Annotated in this window: 17 protein-coding genes and 1 tRNA gene; 14 read left to right on the top strand and 4 right to left on the bottom strand. The window is 70.1% G+C overall.

What is annotated here, in order from left to right:
* Positions 1–4 precede the first annotated feature (4 nt).
* From mtrB to ACFPJ4_RS13980, 6 genes are all read left to right on the top strand, one after another.
* Positions 5–1,591, top strand: a complete 1,587-nt coding sequence (mtrB, locus tag ACFPJ4_RS14005) for an MtrAB system histidine kinase MtrB (RefSeq protein ID WP_386741070.1) — start codon at positions 5–7, stop codon at positions 1,589–1,591.
* Entirely contained in the window at positions 1,588–3,252 is a 1,665-nt protein-coding gene (locus ACFPJ4_RS14000) for an LpqB family beta-propeller domain-containing protein (protein WP_386741069.1), read from the top strand. Before mtrB ends, ACFPJ4_RS14000 begins: the two co-directional genes overlap by 4 nt.
* 63 nt (positions 3,253–3,315) lie before the next feature.
* Positions 3,316–3,993 (top strand): ComF family protein, encoded by a 678-nt coding sequence (locus ACFPJ4_RS13995; protein ID WP_386741068.1) that lies wholly within the window; start codon positions 3,316–3,318, stop codon positions 3,991–3,993.
* Between the two features lie 94 nt (positions 3,994–4,087).
* Entirely contained in the window at positions 4,088–4,759 is a 672-nt protein-coding gene (gene hpf / locus ACFPJ4_RS13990) for a ribosome hibernation-promoting factor, HPF/YfiA family (protein WP_386741067.1), read from the top strand.
* A gap of 144 nt (positions 4,760–4,903) precedes the next feature.
* A complete protein-coding gene (gene secA, locus ACFPJ4_RS13985; protein ID WP_386741066.1) occupies positions 4,904–7,753 on the top strand; it encodes a preprotein translocase subunit SecA in 2,850 nt (949 codons plus the stop codon).
* A 73-nt stretch (positions 7,754–7,826) separates the two neighbouring features.
* The gene (locus tag ACFPJ4_RS13980) at positions 7,827–8,342 is read left to right on the top strand and encodes a hypothetical protein (protein ID WP_386741065.1); all 516 of its coding nucleotides are present in this window, start codon (positions 7,827–7,829) and stop codon (positions 8,340–8,342) included.
* A 57-nt stretch (positions 8,343–8,399) separates the two neighbouring features.
* Here ACFPJ4_RS13980 and ACFPJ4_RS13975 read toward each other — a convergent pair whose 3' ends face one another.
* The gene (locus ACFPJ4_RS13975; protein WP_386741064.1) at positions 8,400–8,891 is read right to left on the bottom strand and encodes an Rv3235 family protein; all 492 of its coding nucleotides are present in this window, start codon (positions 8,889–8,891) and stop codon (positions 8,400–8,402) included.
* 149 nt (positions 8,892–9,040) lie between these two features.
* Here ACFPJ4_RS13975 and ACFPJ4_RS13970 point away from each other — a divergent pair, with 149 nt between their 5' ends.
* Positions 9,041–9,637 carry a hypothetical protein gene (locus tag ACFPJ4_RS13970; protein WP_386741063.1) on the top strand — a complete coding sequence of 199 codons (597 nt, stop codon included), beginning with the start codon at positions 9,041–9,043 and terminating at the stop codon, positions 9,635–9,637.
* Here the strand turns inward: ACFPJ4_RS13970 and ACFPJ4_RS13965 are convergent.
* Positions 9,634–9,942 (bottom strand): helix-turn-helix domain-containing protein, encoded by a 309-nt coding sequence (locus ACFPJ4_RS13965; protein WP_386741062.1) that lies wholly within the window; start codon positions 9,940–9,942, stop codon positions 9,634–9,636. The genes ACFPJ4_RS13970 and ACFPJ4_RS13965 overlap by 4 nt on opposite strands.
* Positions 9,943–10,061: 119 nt before the next feature.
* Here ACFPJ4_RS13965 and ACFPJ4_RS13960 point away from each other — a divergent pair, with 119 nt between their 5' ends.
* Genes ACFPJ4_RS13960 through ACFPJ4_RS13950 form a run of 3 tightly spaced genes read left to right on the top strand, consistent with a single transcriptional unit; the run spans position 10,062 to position 13,594 of the window.
* Complete coding sequence (locus ACFPJ4_RS13960) at positions 10,062–10,760, top strand: hypothetical protein (protein ID WP_386741061.1); 699 nt, start codon at positions 10,062–10,064, stop codon at positions 10,758–10,760.
* Entirely contained in the window at positions 10,757–12,088 is a 1,332-nt protein-coding gene (locus ACFPJ4_RS13955; RefSeq protein ID WP_386741060.1) for an AAA family ATPase, read from the top strand. The genes ACFPJ4_RS13960 and ACFPJ4_RS13955 overlap by 4 nt, the downstream gene beginning before the upstream one ends.
* A gap of 9 nt (positions 12,089–12,097) precedes the next feature.
* A complete protein-coding gene (locus tag ACFPJ4_RS13950) occupies positions 12,098–13,594 on the top strand; it encodes a sensor histidine kinase (RefSeq protein ID WP_386741059.1) in 1,497 nt (498 codons plus the stop codon).
* A gap of 77 nt (positions 13,595–13,671) precedes the next feature.
* On the opposite strand, the gene ACFPJ4_RS13945 is transcribed toward ACFPJ4_RS13950, so the two are convergent.
* Positions 13,672–13,920, bottom strand: coding sequence for a WhiB family transcriptional regulator (locus tag ACFPJ4_RS13945; RefSeq protein ID WP_386741058.1), 249 nt, complete (start codon positions 13,918–13,920; stop codon positions 13,672–13,674).
* Positions 13,921–14,120: 200 nt separating this feature from the next.
* Between ACFPJ4_RS13945 and ACFPJ4_RS13940 the strand changes: the two genes are divergently transcribed.
* From ACFPJ4_RS13940 to ACFPJ4_RS13930, 3 genes are read left to right on the top strand one after another with little or no spacing between them, the layout of a single operon-like run.
* On the top strand, positions 14,121–14,522 hold the full coding sequence (locus ACFPJ4_RS13940) for a hypothetical protein (RefSeq protein WP_386741057.1): 402 nt from the start codon (positions 14,121–14,123) through the stop codon (positions 14,520–14,522).
* Positions 14,519–15,301, top strand: coding sequence for an ABC transporter ATP-binding protein (locus ACFPJ4_RS13935; RefSeq protein ID WP_386741056.1), 783 nt, complete (start codon positions 14,519–14,521; stop codon positions 15,299–15,301). Before ACFPJ4_RS13940 ends, ACFPJ4_RS13935 begins: the two co-directional genes overlap by 4 nt.
* Positions 15,283–16,857 carry a transporter gene (locus tag ACFPJ4_RS13930; RefSeq protein ID WP_386741055.1) on the top strand — a complete coding sequence of 525 codons (1,575 nt, stop codon included), beginning with the start codon at positions 15,283–15,285 and terminating at the stop codon, positions 16,855–16,857. Before ACFPJ4_RS13935 ends, ACFPJ4_RS13930 begins: the two co-directional genes overlap by 19 nt.
* A 13-nt stretch (positions 16,858–16,870) precedes the next feature.
* Here the strand turns inward: ACFPJ4_RS13930 and ACFPJ4_RS13925 are convergent, their stop codons facing one another.
* Positions 16,871–17,350 (bottom strand): peroxiredoxin, encoded by a 480-nt coding sequence (locus tag ACFPJ4_RS13925; RefSeq protein WP_386741054.1) that lies wholly within the window; start codon positions 17,348–17,350, stop codon positions 16,871–16,873.
* A gap of 115 nt (positions 17,351–17,465) precedes the next feature.
* Here ACFPJ4_RS13925 and ACFPJ4_RS13920 point away from each other — a divergent pair.
* A tRNA-Lys gene (locus ACFPJ4_RS13920) sits at positions 17,466–17,538 on the top strand.
* Positions 17,539–17,619: the final 81 nt, after the last annotated feature.

Genomic DNA, 17,619 nt, shown 5'->3' with positions numbered 1-17,619 from the left:
CCTCATGCGCGTCGACTGGCGGGACTGGCTGAGCCGCCTCGCGCGGCTGTGGCGGGGCTCGCTGCGCGTGCGCACGGTCGCCATCACGGTCGCCCTGTCGACCGTCGCGATCACCATCATCGGGGCCTACATCTCGACGAGCGTCAGCTCGAATCTGTTCGACCAGCGGCTGCTCCAGGTGAAGACCGAGGCGAGCAAGGCGACGATGAGCGCCCAGCAGGTGTTCACGCAGGCGGAGGACCTGAACGGGACGGTCGATCTGGAGGGCGTGGAAGACAGCGCGACCAATGCCATCCGTGCCACCGTCTCGTCCGCGCCGCTGATCGCGATCCTGCGGGTGCCCGGGCAGACCGGCGCGTCGCTGATGGAGAACCGCGCCAACGAGGGATTCGACGCCGGCACCATGCTCAGCAGCCAACTGGCCTCGACGGTGCAGAACGGTGGCAGGGATCAGCTGTCGTGGCAGTCGATCTCGATCGCGCGCGGCAGCTCGGGGCAGAGCGACCCCGGCATCATCGTCGGGTCCTTGCTCGAGGTGCCCGCGGCGGGCGAGTACCAGCTCTACCTCGTCTACAACCTCAAGGACGTGCAGCAGACCCTCGACTTCGTGCAGCGCACCCTCGTGCTCGGCGGGCTCGCCCTGGTGCTGCTGATCGGGGCGGTGGCCTATCTCATCGTGCGGCTGATCGTCGGGCCGGTGCGGCAGGCCGCCGAGAGCAGCGAGAAACTCGCAGCCGGCCAGCTCGAGGAACGACTGCGCGAGCGGGGTAGCGACGAGCTGGCGACCCTGGCGAGGTCGTTCAACCGGATGGCCGACAGCCTGCAGCGGCAGATCCGCCAGCTCGCCGATCTCTCCCGGTTGCAGCAGCGCTTCGTCTCCGACGTCTCCCACGAGTTGCGCACGCCGCTCACGACGATCCGCCTGGCCGGCGACGTGCTCTACGACCAGCGCGCCAGTTTTCCGCCCGCGACCGCGCGCACCGCCGAGCTGCTGCACGCGCAGACCGAGCGATTCGAGGTGCTGCTCGCCGACCTGCTCGAGATGAGCCGCTACGACTCGGGCGCCGTGCAATTGGAGACCGACCCGACCAACCTCGTCCGCCTGGTCGAGGAGGCGATCGACGCGGTCGCTCCGCTCGCCGAGGAGAAGGGCACCGAGATCCGCTTGATCGCCCCGGGCGGGTACTTCGAGGCCGACGTGGATGCCCGCCGCATCCGCCGCATCCTGCAGAATCTGCTCGGCAACGCGATCGACCACGGCGAGGGGCTGCCGATCGACGTCTACGTGGACAGCGACGCGGATGCCGTGGCCATCGCGGTCCGCGACCACGGCATCGGCATGTCCGAGTCCGACATGGAGCGCGTGTTCGACCGGTTCTGGCGCGCCGACCCGTCGCGCCAGCGGACGACGGGGGGCACCGGTCTCGGGCTCGCCATCTCGCTCGAGGACGCGGTCGTGCACGGCGGCCTGCTCGACGTCTGGTCCGAGCCCGGGCAGGGCAGCTGCTTCCGCCTGACGCTGCCCCGGCAGTTCGGCGCAGCGGTCATGGGGTCGCCGTTGCCGCTTCCTCCCGAGGAGGAGGCCGCATGATGCGCCCGAAGGCCCTCGGGCTCGCGGCGCTGCTGGCGGTCGCACTGCTGCTGGCCGGCTGCGCCAACATCCCGACGAGCGGGAACGTCGTCAAGGCCGGCATCGACTCCGGCTCGGGCGATGCCCTCCTCGTGACGCTGCCCGACGAGCCGGTCAAGAACGCGAGTCCGGCCGAGATCCTCGCCGGCTTCATCCGGGCCGGGCGTGGACCCCAGCTGAACTACCAGGTGGCCCGCGAATTCCTGACCGACGACTTCCGCAGCAAGTGGAATCCGAACGCAGGGGTGCTGGTCAGCTCGACTCCGATCACCTCGACGTCGATCGGGCCCGACCTGCTCCAGGTGTCGATATCGGTCTCGGCCGAGGTCGACGCGTCGGGCCTGTACACGACGTACCCGTCGCCGCAGACCAAACCGCTCCAATTCCGCTTGGCCAAAGACGCGCACGGCCAATGGCGCATCGCGGGCGCTCCCGACGGCACGATCCTGACGCCCAACCGATTCGCCTCGATCTTCCACAGCTACGATCTGTTCTTCTTCGATCCGAGCTTCCAGTACCTGGTGCCCGACGCGCGCTGGTTCGCCGACTCCACGGGGGTCGCCACCCGCATCGTGAAGGCGCTGCTCGCCGGTCCGGCGCCGTGGCTCGGCGGCGGCGTGCTGTTGTCCGCGTTCCCGAACGGCACGGAGCTCACGAGCGCCCCGACTGTGAGCTCCGGTCGTGCGACGGTCGATCTGAGCTCCCAGGTGTCGTCCGAGAGCGCGGTCGGAAAGCGCCGGATGACGCAGCAGCTCACGCAGAGCCTCAACGTCCTGGGCACGATCAGCAGCGTCTCGATCACGGTCGGAGGGTTTCCCGTGACCGTCACCGACGGCAACGAACCGGATCGCGAGGAGTCGGTGCTTCCCGACCCCGTCGGATTCGAGAAGGGGGCGTTCGGCACGCTCGTCAACGGGGCGGTCCGCCCGCTTCCGGGGCTGGGGACCGTGCTCGACAAGCTCGCCCCGGTCGGAGCCGCGGTCGGCCGCACCGGCGATGCCGCCGCCATCCTGACGGCCGGCGGTGTCTCGGTGGTGCGAGGCGGGGTCGCCACGACCCTGGATTCGCGACCCGGACTCGTGACGCCGTCGATCGACCCCGAGGGATTCGTGTGGAGCGTGCCCGCCAACCGCCCCGGCGCGATCATCGCCTACGACGCGCAGGGCAAGCCGCATTCCGTCGCCTTCAGCTACGACGGGCAGGTGGTGTCGCTCGACGTGTCCCGTGACGGCACCCGCGTCATGATCGCGCTGGAGACGGCATCCGGTCCGAAGCTGCTCGTGGCCGGGGTCGTGCGCGACAAGGATCTCGTGCCGACCGCCCTGGGACAGCCCGTCTACCCGGCCATCGGCACCGGTGCCCTCGTCGATGCCACCTGGATCGACAACGGCAGTGTCGCCGTGCTCGCCCACGACGGCGCGACGACCTCGGTCAACGCGTACCAGCTGGGTGGCCAGAGCGTCGCCCTCGGCACCGTCGACAACGCGATCCAGATCGTCGGCGGCAATGGACAGGCCGGCCTCCGCGTGCTCGACAGCGGCGGATCGATCTTCAGCCCGAGCGGCAGCTTCGGCTGGCAGGACACCGGCCTCAACGCGTCCTTCCTGGCCTCCCAGCAGTAGCGGTTCTCCCCAGTCCTGCCGGACGCGCTCGACGGTCCCGCGCGACGGGACAGGGTGGGTCGGGTGCTCTCCGCTCTCATCGACGCCGTCCTGGATGGTCTCGCGCTGATCCTGCCGGTGGAGTGCGCCGGCTGCGGGGCTCCCGATCGCGCCGTCTGCGCGGCGTGCGCGGCGCGGCTCGTGCCCGAGCCGAGTTCGCGTCGGCTCGCCGATGGCCTCACGGTCTTTTCGGGCCTGGAGTACGAGGGGATCGCGCGGGCGGTGATCCTGGCCTTCAAGGAGCAGTCCCGCACGGGCCTGGCTCGCCCGCTCGCGCCCGCGCTCGCGGCGGCCGTCGCGGCGGCATCCGCCTCCTTCGATCTGGCCGGAGTCGAGCTCGTGGCGGTTCCCTCCTCGCGCCGGTCGCGGCGACGGCGCGGGTTCGACCCGGTACCGGTTCTGATCGCCCGGGCGGGTTTGGATCGCTCGCGGGTCTTCGCCCCCGCGCGCCCGCACGCCGTTCAGAAGTCGCTCACGGTCGACGAGCGGGCCCGCAATCTCGCCGCGGTCTTCGAGACGCGCACCCCCCTTTCGGGGCGGCGATTCGTGCTGGTGGATGACGTGGTCACCAGCGGAGCGACCCTCACCGCCGCGGCGAACGCACTGCGCGCTGCGGGCGCGGAGGTCGTCGCGGCCGTCGTGGTGGCGTCGACCCCGAGACGATTCGCTCCTCTTTCGGGCTTCGTGGCAAACGTCCAGTGACATCCAGGGGTGGCGGGACTACCTTGGGCGAAAGCGCGGACGACGACCGCCTGACCCGGACGGTTTCACCCCGCAGGAGCAGGAGGAGGCTGCCATGGACATCACGGTCACCGGTCGAGGAGTCGGGATTCCCGATCGATTCGAGGATTACGCCATCGAGAAGTCGGAGCGCGTCTCCCATCTCGCCGACAAGGCGCTCGCCCTCGAGATCCGGGTCTGCCGGCACCACGAGACCAACGGCTCCAGCGGGTTCGATCGGGTCGAGCTCACCCTCATCGGACCGGGGCCGGTCGTGCGCGCGGAGTCCGGCGGCGCCGACAAGTACGCCGCCTTCGACATCGCTCTCGACAAGCTCGTCGAGCGCATCCGGCAGGCCAAAGACCGTAAGAAGGTTCATCGCGGGCTGCACCGCCCGACCTCGCTACGCGAGGCCACGGCCGACGGCTTCGCCGGAACCGATCTCACCCCCGCGAGCCCGGATGCCATCGAGCGCGTCGCGACCGGCGCGGTTCCCGTCGTCCAGCCCTCCGAGGAGGAAGCGGAGTGGAGCCCGGTGGTGATCCGCCGCAAGGTCTTCCCGGCGGTGCGCATGACCCAGGAGGATGCCGTCGACCACATGGAGCTCGTCGGTCACGACTTCTTCCTGTTCATCGACGCCGAGAGCGATCGACCGAGTGTCGTCTACCGACGCAAGGGCTGGGACTACGGCGTGATCGGACTCGAGGAGCCGGCCGAGGAGCTGGTCGGGGCGTCGGCGCGGCACTGACGGATGTGGGTGGTGCGGGCGGGATTCGTCCGCACCACCCGCCGGAGCCTTCGACGCTCCCAGGGGCTGTCTCGCTAGTCTTGCTAGAGTTACGCGCCGGTAACGGTGGGCGCGAGCGTGCCCCGAAGCGAGTGGAGAAGGCCCGTGGCGAATGTCCTCGAAAGAGTGCTGCGCGTCGGCGAGGGTCGCACCCTGCGCCGGCTCAAGAACTACGCCGAGGCGGTCAACCACCTCGAAGAGGCCTTCGCCGAGCTGAGCGACGACGAACTGCGCGACGAGACGGTGCAGCTGCGGGATCGATACGCAGGCGGCGAGTCGCTCGACGATCTGCTGCCGGAGGCCTTCGCGGCGGTCCGCGAGGCGTCGAAGCGCACCCTCGGCATGCGTCCCTTCGACGTGCAGCTGATGGGCGGCGCCGCCCTGCACCTGGGCAACATCGCCGAGATGAAGACCGGTGAGGGCAAGACCCTCACGGCGACCTTCGCGGCCTACCTCAACGCCCTCACCTCCCGCGGCGTGCACGTCGTCACGGTCAACGACTATCTGGCGAGCTACCAGTCCGAACTCATGGGCCGCGTCTTCCGCGCCCTCGGGATGACGACCGGGTGCATCCTGAGCGGTCAGACTCCCGAGCAGCGTCGCGAGCAGTACGCGAGCGACATCACCTACGGCACCAACAACGAGTTCGGCTTCGACTACCTGCGCGACAACATGGCCTGGCAGGCCAGCGACATGGTGCAGCGCGGCCATCACTTCGCGATCGTCGACGAGGTCGACTCGATCCTCATCGACGAGGCCCGTACGCCGCTCATCATCTCGGGCCCGGCCTCGGGTGAGGCCAACCGCTGGTTCGCGGAGTTCGCCAACATCGCCAACCGCCTGATCCCCGATGTCGACTACGAGGTCGACGAGAAGAAGCGCACGGTCGGCGTGCTCGAGCCCGGCATCGAGAAGGTCGAGGACTACCTCGGCATCGACAACCTCTACGAGTCGGCGAACACCCCGCTGATCTCGTTCCTCAACAACTCCATCAAGGCGAACTCGCTGTTCAAGCGCGACAAGGACTACGTCGTCATGAACGGCGAGGTGCTCATCGTCGACGAGCACACCGGCCGCATCCTGGTCGGGCGTCGTTACAACGAGGGCATCCACCAGGCGATCGAGGCGAAGGAGGGCGTGCAGGTCAAGGCCGAGAACCAGACCCTTGCGACCGTCACCCTGCAGAACTACTTCCGCCTGTACTCCAAGCTCGCCGGCATGACCGGAACCGCCGAGACCGAGGCCGCCGAGTTCATGAGCACCTACCGGCTCGGCGTCGTGCCGATCCCGACCAACAAGCCGATGATCCGCAAGGACCAGTCGGACCTGGTCTACAAGAACGAGACCGCCAAGTTCGATCAGGTCGTCGAAGACATCGTCGAGCGCCACCGCAGCGGGCAGCCGGTGCTGGTCGGCACCACGAGCGTCGAGAAGAGCGAGTACCTCTCGCGCCTGCTCGCCAAGCGCGGCGTCAAGCACGAGGTGCTCAACGCCAAGAACCACGCCCGCGAGGCGGCGATCATCGCGCAGGCCGGTCGAGTCGGCGCCGTCACGGTGGCCACCAACATGGCCGGCCGCGGCACCGACATCATGCTCGGCGGCAATGCCGAGTTCCTCGCCGTGGCCCAGATGCACGACAAGGGACTCAGCCCCGTCGACACCCCCGACGAGTACGAGGCCGCCTGGGATGCGGTCTACGAGTCGACCAAGCAGGCCGTCGAGACCGAGGCGGCCAAGGTCACCGCGGCGGGCGGGCTCTACGTGCTCGGCACCGAGCGGCACGAGTCCCGTCGCATCGACAATCAGCTGCGCGGTCGTTCCGGTCGGCAGGGCGACCCCGGCGAGAGCCGCTTCTACTTGTCGCTGCAGGACGATCTGATGCGTCTGTTCAACTCCGGCGCGGCCGAGGCGCTCATGGGTAGGTCGTCGGTTCCCGATGACCTGGCCATCGAATCGAAGGTCGTGAGCCGCGCCATCCGGTCGGCCCAGTCGCAGGTCGAGGCACGCAACGCCGAGATCCGCAAGAACGTGCTCAAGTACGACGACGTGCTCAACCGTCAGCGCGAGGCGATCTACAGCGACCGCCGTCACATCCTCGAGGGCGACGACCTGCAGGAGCGCGTCCAGAAGTTCCTGAGCGACGTCATCGGCGAAGTTGTCGACCAGCACACCAGCGAGGGCCAGAGCGACGACTGGGATCTCGACGCGCTGTGGACCGAGCTGAAGACGCTCTACCCGATCTCGATCACGGTCGACGAGGTGCTGAGCGAGATCGGCACCGGTCGCCTGACGCCGAAGGTGCTGAAGGACGAGATCCTCTCGGACGCCCGGATCGCCTACGACGCCCGCGAGGCTCAGCTCGGCGACGCCGCGATGCGCGAGCTCGAGCGCCGGGTCGTGCTCTCGGTCATCGACCGGCGCTGGCGCGATCACCTCTACGAGATGGACTACCTGAAAGACGGCATCGGCCTGAGGGCGATGGCGCAGCGCGATCCGCTGGTCGAGTACCAGCGAGAGGGTTTCGCCCTGTACCAGAACATGATGGGGGCGATCCGCGAGGAAACGGTCGGATTCCTGTTCAACCTCGAGGTCGAGGTGACCGGCGGCGACGGCGAAGCCCGGGTGGCGGCGCGCGGGCTGGGCGGGTCGGAGGCTCCGGCATCCGGGCTCAGCTACTCGGCGCCGAGCGCCGACGCTCAGGGTGAGGTCGAGGTGCGCAACCAGAGTGGCCAGCTCGAGAGGGCCGCGACGGCGCTCGCGCAGCAGGCGCAGCAGCGCCAGGCGGCGGCTCTCAACCCGGCGTTCGGTCAGGAGCAGGCCGCCCCGGGCGCGGCACCGGCGCAGGGTCAGCCGACGCAGGGCGGCGCGCGCGGAGCGTTCGGTCAGCGCACCGACGGTCAGGCGCCGCCTCCCGCCAATCGCGCGGAGCGTCGCGCCCAGGAGAAGCGCCGCTAACGAGACACCGCAGGGGCCGCTGACGGGACCTTCGGCTCTTCAGAGCGCGTTCGATCGGAGGGACGATCGGCAGATGTCCACGCGCCGATCCTTCGTTCTCGTGGCAGTGGCACTGGCCTTGATCGGCATGACTCTCACGGCCTGCACCAACAATCCGCAACCGACGCCCACGCAGAGTACGAGCGGCCCGACGACGTCGAGTGCGACACCGACCCCGTCTCCGTCGACCCCCGCGAGCACGCCGACGAGCTCCAACACCGCGACGGCTCCGTCGAATCCGCCTCCTGGCCAGGTTCAGGGGTTGAAGGCCGAGACCGGCGGCGGGAGTGGGGAGGTGCTTCTCACCTGGACGCAGAGTTCCGAGCTCGATGTCGTCTCGTACATCGTGTACCGATCGCTCACCTCGGGAGGCTCGTTCACGAGGATCGGAACCATGACCCGGCAGGACGTCACCCAGTTCCCGGTCAGACCGTTCGTGGATTCGCAGGCGAACGTGGCCTACTACCGGGTGAGAGCCGTGGACTCGGCCGGTCAGAGGGGGCCGCTCTCGGCGGAGGTGTGCGGCGCGTCACCCGGCAACCACTGCTGACGCGGCCCGGCATCCTCGGCTCAGCCATCGGGTGCCGACCGGGCGACCGCCGACGTCTTAGAGCACGTGGATGGCCGTGGCACGCCACCGTCGGTCGAGGCCCTCGAGGCGCACGGCGACCGCGCGGGCCCGGGCTCGCCCTCGCACGATCACGACGGCCTCGACGACGCCGTCCCGAGGTTCGCACACCGTCGTCGACCCGATGGTGAAGGCGGGGCGGACCGCGGCCTGCCCTTTCGCCTGCCGGGCGCGGGTCGAGATCACCACGCGCTTGAGCAGGTGGCGGTAGACGTCGTCGCTGACCCAGCGGGCGATCTGCTCCAGCTCGCGTGCTCCCGCGAGGATCTCGATGACGCACCGCGTGAGGTTCTCGAGCAACGGGGCCGGGTCGGGCAGCGCCGAGGTGGAACTCGGCTGCTGGCCGAAGAAGTCTTCGGAGTCGAAGCGCGGGCGCAGGGCGCGAGCCGCCGTTCCGTCGAATACCGCGCCCTCGATCGCCGCGCCGTCCAACGTCGCCCCGTTGAGACTGTCGAGTGCTGTCGTGCTCACGCACACCCCCGGAATCGTGCTGAGTGATTCGGTCACCCCCGTTAGGGGGGTGCCATTACCCAACCATGCGAGCTCCCCTCCTGTCGATGGGGATTTCTCGTCTGTGGATAACCTCGGATGCCCGGAGCGCTCCTGAATAGCGTCTCGGCATGCGCTGGGACAGCCTGTTCGACGATCTCGAGGGCCAACTCGAGCAGGAACTGGGCGCCGAAGAGGTCGACCTGCTCGCCGAGGAGGAGCGCTTGAGGCTCGGCCGGCTGGGATTGCGAGAGAGACTGCTGAGCATCACGCGACCCGCCCGGGGCGGTGCCGAGCGCATCCGACTCGAGCTGCGCCGCGGCCCGATCGTCACGGTCGCCGTCGGGTCGATCGGCCGGGACTGGCTCGCGGGCGAGCTGGACGGCCCGCGTCGCGGCTCCTGCCTGGTGCCGTTTGCGGCGATCGCGAGCCTCCTGCCGACGAGCGAGCAGCTCGCGCTCAGCCTCGTTCCGGATCCGCCCGCCGAGCCCGCCGGATCCCTCTCGGCGCGGCTCGGCCTCGCGTTCGTGCTGCGAGATCTGTGCCGCAGGCGGGTTGCGATCGACGTGACGACGGCATCCGGGCAGAGACTGCACGGCACGATCGATCGCGTCGGGCGCGACCACCTCGACCTCGCGGAGCACGAAGCGGGGACGCCGCGTCGCGCGTCGGCCGTCGATCGCATCCGGATCCTGCTGTTCGACGAGCTCGCGCTCGTGCGGTTCTAGCGACCGCCGCGACTCCCGCGATCGCGTTCGGGGGCGAACAGCTCCGGGAGGTCGGCGAACTCGGCCTGATTCCAGAGGTTGCGGCGGCGGTTCTCTTCGTACTTGCCGGCGATGTAGCTCTCGAGCACCGCGCGTTCGATCCGCCAGTGCCCGCTGCCCCCGATCCTGATGGCCGGAAGCTCCCCGGAGCGCACGAGCGCGTACGCCTGGCTCGCCGAGATGTTGAGCACTTCGGCGGTGTCGGCCAGGGTCAGGAAGCGCCCGAGTCCCGAGGAGGGAGCGGGCGGGAGCGTGCCGAAGACCATGGCACGATTATGCGCCGCGTCGTCCGGGCCGGACGGGCGTGTGGATAACTCGGGGCGCCGACGCATGGTGCGGGCGAGCATGGTGCCCGTTCCCCTCGTCCCCCCTCTCGGAGGTGCCTATGCCCGGTCCGGATGCGGCCCCGCGTCGTCGTCGCGCGACCCTCGACCCCCGGCTCGTGCTCGGCGTGCTGCTCGTGCTCGGCTCCGTCGCGGGGGTGGTCGGCATCGTCTCGGCCGCCGATCGGCGCATCACCGTATACGCAGCTGCGGCCGCCCTCGTTCCGGGGGAGCGCATCGATGCGGGTGACCTCGTGCGACGCACCGTCGCGCTCGACGGAGCCGATCGCCTCTATCTGGCTGCGGGCGACATCCCTTCGGACGGTCTGGTCGTCACGCAGCCCATCGCCAAGGGCGAACTGCTGCCGGCGTCCGCCGTCGGCAGCACGGCGGGGGTGCGGTCGACGTCGCTCGTGCTCCAGCTGGCCGCCCGGGTGAGCGGTGCGGTCGTGCCCGGCGCGGTCGTCGATCTCTGGGCAGCCACTCCGACGCAGGCCGTATCGGCTGCGGCGTCGGCGGCGCTGGCCGAGGACGCGTCGTCGACGGCATCGGCGCCCGCGGTGCTCGTCGCGGGGGCCACCGTCGTGCGCGTGCTCGACGAGAACGACGGCGGCTTCGCCGTCGACGGGCGCGGCAGCTCGATCGAGGTGCTCGTTCCGCGCACCAAGGTCGCGCGCCTGCTCGAGGCGATCGCCGACGAGGATGCCCTCGCGGCAGTTCCGGCCGGCCTGCCGCTGTCGACGAGCGGGTCCCGGCCGTGACGACGGTCGCGCTCGCGCTCGCGCTCGCCGACGAGGAGCGGCTCGCGGCGCAGGCTCCCCGGTACGGGCACCGCGTGGTGGCGCGCTGTTCGGGCGCCGAGGAGCTCTGCGCCCAGCTCGCGATCGTGACCCCCGAGCTCGCCGTCGTGGCCGCAGCGCCGCAATACCTGACCGCGCGCGTGGTGTCGAGCTGCGACGCGCTCGGCGTGCGGCTTCTGGCGGTCGCGACGTCGCCAGCAGAGCGGCGCTACGCCGCCTCGCTCGGACTGGTCGACGTGCTCGACGCCCCGTTCGAGTGGACCTCCGGGCAGCCGGCCGAGATCCCCGCGATGACGACCGTCCCTGCGAGCTCGCCGACCGCGCCGTCGCGCGGCACGGTCATCGCCGTGTGGGGGCCGGAGGGCGCTCCGGGCCGCACCAGCGTCGCGATCGCCCTGGCCGCCGAGCTCGCCGAGCGTGGGGTCTCGGTGGCGCTGGCCGACGCGGATACCCACGCGGCATCCATCGCCCCGGCTCTCGGTCTGCTCGACGAGGCGCCGGGGTTCGCCGCCGCCTGCCGGCTGGCCGGCACCGGCGGTCTCGACCGCGCGCAGTTCGAGCGCATCGGCCGGTCGCGACGCTCCGGCCACGCCGAGTTCTGGGTGCTGACCGGTCTCGGACGGGCGAGCCGCTGGCCCGAGCTGACCGCGGAGCGCATCGCGGGGGTGCTGAGCGCGGTGCGCGACTGGGTCGAGGTCACCGTGGTGGACGTGGCGGCGAGTTTCGAACGCGACGAGGAGCTCATGACCGATCTCGGCGCGCCCCGTCGCAATGCCGCGACGATCGAGGTGCTGCGATCGGCGGATCGGGTGGTGGCGGTCGGGTCCGCCGATCCGGTCGGCCTCTCGCGCTTTCTGCGCGCGCACGCCGACCTCGTCGAGCTGACCGCACCGGATCGCATCGCCACCGTGATCAACAAGGTGCGTTCCAGCGCGATCGGCCTCAATCCGGGAGCCCAGGTGCAGCAGACGCTCGCCCGCTTCGGCGGGATCGACGACCCCGTGCTCGTCCCGTGGGATCTCGCCGCCTTCGACGCCGCCCTGTTGAGCGGTCGCACGCTGGGCGACGTCGCCCCGCGCTCGGCGGCCCGGGTCGCGATCCGTGAGCTGGCGGCGCGCGTGTCTCCGCCCGCGGCCGCGACCACGGGTGCGCGCTCCTGGCCGCCCGCCTGGTTGAGTGGGGCACGCCGACGCGGTCGGCGCGGCGGCGCCGCGCATCCCCCGGACGCGGCCCGGGCCCCGTCGGCCCCGTACTCGGCTCCGGCGAAGCGGCTCCCCGGCACCGCGTAGCCTAGGAGCGTGTCGACGCTCTCCGACCTGATGGTGGCCCAGGGTCGCTCCACCGACGCCGACGTCGAATGGCTGCACCTGCTCGTCGCCGACAGCCAGCTGCTCGCCGACCTGGCGTTCGCCGACATCGTGCTGTGGGTCCCCACCCGCTCCGACAGCTTCATCGCGGTCGCGCATTCCCGGCCGTCGTCGGCCGCGACCCTGTTCTACCGCGACTTCGTGGGGCAGGAGATCAAGCCGGAGTGGCAGAACCAGGTGCGGCAGGCGTTCGAGACCGGCCAGATCGTCGACACCGCGGCGCCGGACTGGTACGAGGAGACCCCGACCCGGGTGCGCGCCGTGCCCGTGCTGCGCCGCCTCAGCCCGAGCGGCGCCGCGACCACCGAGCATCCGATCGCGGTGATCACCCGGCACAGCAACCTCAGTGAGGCGCGCACGCCGAGCCGTCAGGAGCTCACCTTCAACCAGTGCGCCAATGACCTCTTCGCCATGATCGCCTCGGGGGACTTCCCCGATCTCGCGGCCCCCTCCGGGCCGCGCCGCGGGGCGCCGCGCGCCTCGGACGGCCTGATTCGTCTGGATGTCGACGGCATCGTCACCTTCGCCAGCCCGAATGGTCTCTCAGCCTTCAACCGCATGGGGTTCGTGGGCGAGCTCGAGGGGGAGTCGCTCGCTGAGGTCACCACCCAACTGCTCAGCGGCAAGCTCATCGTCGACGAGTCCTTGCCGCTCGTCGTCACCGGTCGGGCGCCGTGGCGCACCGACATCGAGGCGCGCGGGGTGACCGTGTCGCTGCGCACCATCCCGATCCGTCATCGCGGCGAGCGGGTCGGGGCGATCGTGCTGGTGCGCGACGTGAGCGAGGTGCGTCATCAGGAGCAGGAGCTGCTGACCAAGGACGCGACGATCCGCGAGATCCATCATCGGGTCAAGAACAACCTGCAGACGGTGGCGTCGTTGCTGCGCATCCAGGGGCGCCGTACCCACAGCGACGTCGCGCGCGAGGCCCTCACCCAGGCGATGCGGCGGGTGACCGCGATCGCGGTGGTGCACGACACGCTCAGCGAGGGTCTCGATCAGAACGTCGACTTCGACGACGTGTTCGACCGGGTGCTCAAGCTCATCGCCGAGGTGGCATCCAGTCACAACACGACCGTGCGCCCGACCAAGACCGGTACCTTCGGCACCCTGCCCAGCGAATACGCGACGCCGCTCGCGCTCGCGCTCACCGAACTCGTGACGAATGCTGTCGAGCACGGCCTCGCGGGGCGCGACGGCGAGGTCGAGATCTCGGCGAAACGCAAAGACGGTCAGTTGCGCGTCAAGGTGCGCGACAACGGCGTCGGTCTCGCCGAGGGGAAGGTGGGGTCGGGGCTCGGAACCCAGATCGTGCGCACCCTGATCCAGGGCGAACTCGGCGGGACGATCGACTGGCACACCCTCGAGGGGGAGGGCACGGAGGTCACCATCGACGTTCCGCTGCGATGGGTGACGAAGGGGAAGTGAGTCGCGTCAGCTGCGCATGCGCAGGCTCAAGTGACCTGGCGGCGGGGGCGCGGCCCGCGAGGCGCGATGCGTCTCGCTTAGCTTGCGCGCCTCGCCCGCGCCGCACGACGCTTGAGCGCCCGGCGCTCGTCTTCGCTGAGGCCGCCCCAGACGCCGGAGTCCTGGTTGGTCTCGAGGGCGTACTGCAGGCACATCTCGGTCACGGAGCAGCGGGCGCAGACGGCTTTCGCCTTCTCGATCTGGTCGACGGCCGGCCCCGTGTTCCCCACCGGGAAGAACAATTCGGGGTCTGCGGTGAGACAGGCGGCTTTGTCACGCCAATCCATGGTGGTGCTCCTTCATCGTTGCTGTTGACGCGGTCGCGAATCCGTAGAGTTTTCGGATCTGCGCGCGGTCGAAGAGTGACCGAAAAGGTGGGGGGTTAGAGATTTCGGGACTCACCTACGACCCTGTAGGCGTCACATCAACCGGTTCAAGAGTTTCATACTTGTTACGGCTAATCAATAGTTACGAATGGGATAACACTGTGAACTCAGCACGACGCCCCGGCCTGCTGTGGGTGTTGATCGCGCTGCTCACCCTGGAATTCCTTGCTCTGGCGGCCCTCGCGGTGACCTTGCTGGTCGAGGTGCTGGTGGCTCCGGCGACCTCGGTCGCCAGCGGGATCGCCCTCACGATCGTCGCGTTCATCGCCGCCGCCTGGCTCGGTGCGATCGTGGTGGGCACGTTGCGCGGTCAGGCGTGGATTCGTGCGGCGGCCATCGTCTGGCAGTTCCTGCAGGTGGCGGTGGGCGTCGGCGCCCTGCAGGGCACGGTCGCCCAGCCGGGCTGGGGCTGGCCCCTCATCGTCGTCGCGGCCGTCGTCTTCCTGCTGCTCTTCGCGAAGCCCGTCGTCGCCGTGACCTCGGCGCGACGGGACACCCCGTGAGCACGCCCGCGTCGCACGAGTTCGACGGCGCCGCGCTGCACCTGACCGGATTACGCAAGCGCTACGGGGCCACCGTCGCCGTCGACGGGGTCGACCTCAGGGTTCCCAGCGGCTCTTTCTACGGGGTGGTCGGCCCCAACGGAGCGGGCAAGACCACCACGCTCTCGATGGCCACGGGTCTGCTGCGGCCGGATTCCGGATCCGCGCTCGTGCACGGGATCGACGTCTGGCGGGAACCCCTGGCCGCCAAGCGGATGATCGGCAACCTCGCCGACGGGGTGGAGCTCTTCGACCGGTTGACCGGCGAGCAGCTGATCACCTACACGGGGATGCTGTTCTCGTTGCCCCGGGAGGTCATCGCCGAACGCACGCGCGACCTGCTTCAGCTGCTCGACCTCGAGGGCAGTGCGGGCATCCTCGTCGCGGATTACTCGGCCGGCATGACGAAGAAGATCGCCCTGGCCTGCGCGCTGATCCACTCGCCCCGGGTCGTCGTGCTCGACGAGCCGTTCGAGTCGGTCGACCCGGTGTCGGCGGCGAACATCCGCGACATCCTGGAGGGATTCGTGCGCTCCGGCGGCACGGTCGTCGTGTCGAGTCATTCGATGGACCTGGTGCAGCGCATGTGCGATCACGTCGCGATCCTGGCCCGCGGGCGGGTGCTCGTGGCCGGGACGATCGACGAGGTGCGCGGCGGAGCGAGCCTCGAGGACCGCTTTCTCGACCTGGTCGGCGGTCGCCGCCACAGCGAAGGGCCCGAGTGGTTGCGACGCTCCTGAGCCTGCGGTTCCGCGTGCTCGCCAACACGCTGCGCCGCAACACGATCCAGCTTCTCGCGGTCATCTTCGGGGCGCTTCAAGCTCTCGTCGTGCTCTCGCTGGTCATCGCAGGCCTCGCCGCGCTCGCGGACTACCCGCAGCCCGTGCAACAGGCGACCGTCGTGATCGGCGGCGTGGCCCTGACGCTCGGCTGGTTCCTCATCCCGTTGATCGCCACCGGCATCGAGCCGACCCTCGACCCGCTCAAGCTCTCGCCCTTCCCGATCCCGGTCGGTCGCCTCATGACGGCGATGACCCTGGTCGGCGCGACCTGGATCCCGGGGATCGTCACCCTGCTCGCCTCGGTCGGCACTGCGCTGGCCTGGCGGCAGACGCCCGGCGCGGCCTGGGCGGCGGTGGGATGCGGTGCGATCGCGACCTTGCTCTGCATCGTCGGGTCACGGATGACGGCCACCGTCACCGCGAACCTGGTCGCCGGTCGTCGTCCGCTCGTGCGGGTCGCGGTGCTCGCCGTCGCGGCCATCGTGCTGCTCGGCCCGGTGGCTCTTGCGCTCGTGGCCGGACTCGCGTCGGACGAGCCGTTCTCCGTGACGGCGCAGGTGCTGGGGGCGACGCCGTTCGGTGCGATCTGGAGCGTGCCCGGGCAGCTCGTGGCGGGGCATCCGGATCGAGCGGTGCTCGCCCTCGGTCTCTCGCTCATCACCCTCGCCCTCATGGTCGTCATCTGGCGGTCCGCCCTGCTCGCCACCTTCCGCTACCGGGGCGGGGGAGCGAGGGTGCGCGCGGTCGCCGGGGGGCGCCTCGGCGTCTTCGGGGTGGTTCCGGCCACCCCGGCGGGGGCGATCGCGGCCCGCTCGCTGATCTACTGGTTCCGCGACGCGCGATTCGCGCGGCAGCTCATCCTGGTGCCCTTGATGCCGGCCCTGCTCGTGCTGCTGGCGGCTCTGGTACAGGCCTCGGGTCTCGTCGACGTGGCAGCCCCGATCGTCGCCGGGCTGCTGCCGCTCACCCTGTTCGCGGTGATCTCGTACGACGGAACGGCGTTCGCCCTGCACCTGGCGAGCGGCGTGCGCGGTCGAGACGACCGCATCGGCCGCGCTCTCGCCCTCCTCGTGTTCGCGCTCCCCTCGGTGCTGGTCGTCGCGGTCGTGTCGCTCGCCGTCGCCGGGGCCGAACGCGACCTGCCGGCCGTCCTCGGCATCTCGCTCGGCGTGCTGCTGTCGGGCCTGGCCGTGATCAGCGTCTCGTCGGCGTCGATCGTCGTGCCCGTCGCGCGCGCCGGTGGCAACCCGTTCACGGCCGCGGCCGGGTCGGGGATGACCTCGATCGCGGGCTCGTACGCTGTCACCGGGGTCACGATCGCCCTGGCTCTGCCGGAACTCGGACTGGGCATCGCGAGCCTGGCGTCCGGCTCGAGGCCGCTCGGCTGGGCCGCGCTCGTGGTGGGCGTCGGCTGGGGCGCCGCCTCACACGTCATCGGCGTGCGCGTGGGCGGGCGCATCCTGGATCGCACCGGGCCGGCGCTGCTCGCCCGGATGCGACGCACGGGCGGCTGACGCCCGCGCCGACTCAGGCCGCGAGACCGAGCCTGCGGCGCAGCATCGCGACGTGGCCGGTGGCCTTGATGCCGTAGAGGGCCATCGTGATGACGCCGTGCTCGTCGAGCACGAAGGTCGAGCGGATGACCCCATGCACGACCCTGCCGTAGAGCTTCTTCTCGCCGTATGCCCCGTAGAGCTCGTGCACGGCTCGGCCGGGATCGCTCAGCAGGGGAAAGGTCAGCCCCTGCGCCGCGGCGAACTTCTCGATCGCGGGCAGTTGGTCGCGCGAGATGCCGAGGACGGCATATCCGGCCGATTCGAGCGTGCCGAGGCTCTCTTCGAAATCGCAGGCTTGGGCGGTGCACGCGGGCGTCGACGCCTCGCCGTAGAAGTACACGATCACCTTGCGACCGCGCAACGCCGAGAGCGTCACCTTGCGCCCGTTCTGATCGGTCAGGGTGAAATCGGGCGCGAGCTGGCCCGCCTCGAGGCGCACGGTGTCGGTCACGACCTCCACCCTAGGACGGCCGCCGGGGCCCGCGACGGATGCCACGGCCGACCGTTTGGCGCCGCTGGCACCCGGGGTGCTATCGTGGACCCTCGGTCCGGGATATCCGGATTGCGCACCTCTAGCTCAATTGGCAGAGCAACTGACTCTTAATCAGTGGGTTCCGGGTTCAAGTCCCGGGGGGTGTACGAAAAGCCCCGTCTCCTCTCGCCAGGTGCGGGGCTTTTTCTCTTCCCGGATGCCTGTGGTCGTGATTTGGTCATGACTGG

This window comes from Lysinimonas soli (genome assembly GCF_042655435.1).
Classification (GTDB): Bacteria; Actinomycetota; Actinomycetes; order Actinomycetales; family Microbacteriaceae; genus Lysinimonas; species Lysinimonas soli.
This window is presented reverse-complemented; position numbering and strand designations above follow the sequence as displayed.

Coding starts and splice junctions, on each gene's coding strand:
- mtrB (WP_386741070.1), top strand. CDS start 5: ATGCGCGTCGACTGGCGGGACTGGCTGAGCCGCCTCGCGCGGCTGTGG.
- ACFPJ4_RS14000 (WP_386741069.1), top strand. CDS start 1,588: ATGATGCGCCCGAAGGCCCTCGGGCTCGCGGCGCTGCTGGCGGTCGCA.
- hpf (WP_386741067.1), top strand. CDS start 4,088: ATGGACATCACGGTCACCGGTCGAGGAGTCGGGATTCCCGATCGATTC.
- ACFPJ4_RS13980 (WP_386741065.1), top strand. CDS start 7,827: ATGTCCACGCGCCGATCCTTCGTTCTCGTGGCAGTGGCACTGGCCTTG.
- ACFPJ4_RS13970 (WP_386741063.1), top strand. CDS start 9,041: ATGCGCTGGGACAGCCTGTTCGACGATCTCGAGGGCCAACTCGAGCAG.
- ACFPJ4_RS13965 (WP_386741062.1), bottom strand. CDS start 9,942: ATGGTCTTCGGCACGCTCCCGCCCGCTCCCTCCTCGGGACTCGGGCGC.
- ACFPJ4_RS13960 (WP_386741061.1), top strand. CDS start 10,062: ATGCCCGGTCCGGATGCGGCCCCGCGTCGTCGTCGCGCGACCCTCGAC.
- ACFPJ4_RS13945 (WP_386741058.1), bottom strand. CDS start 13,920: ATGGATTGGCGTGACAAAGCCGCCTGTCTCACCGCAGACCCCGAATTG.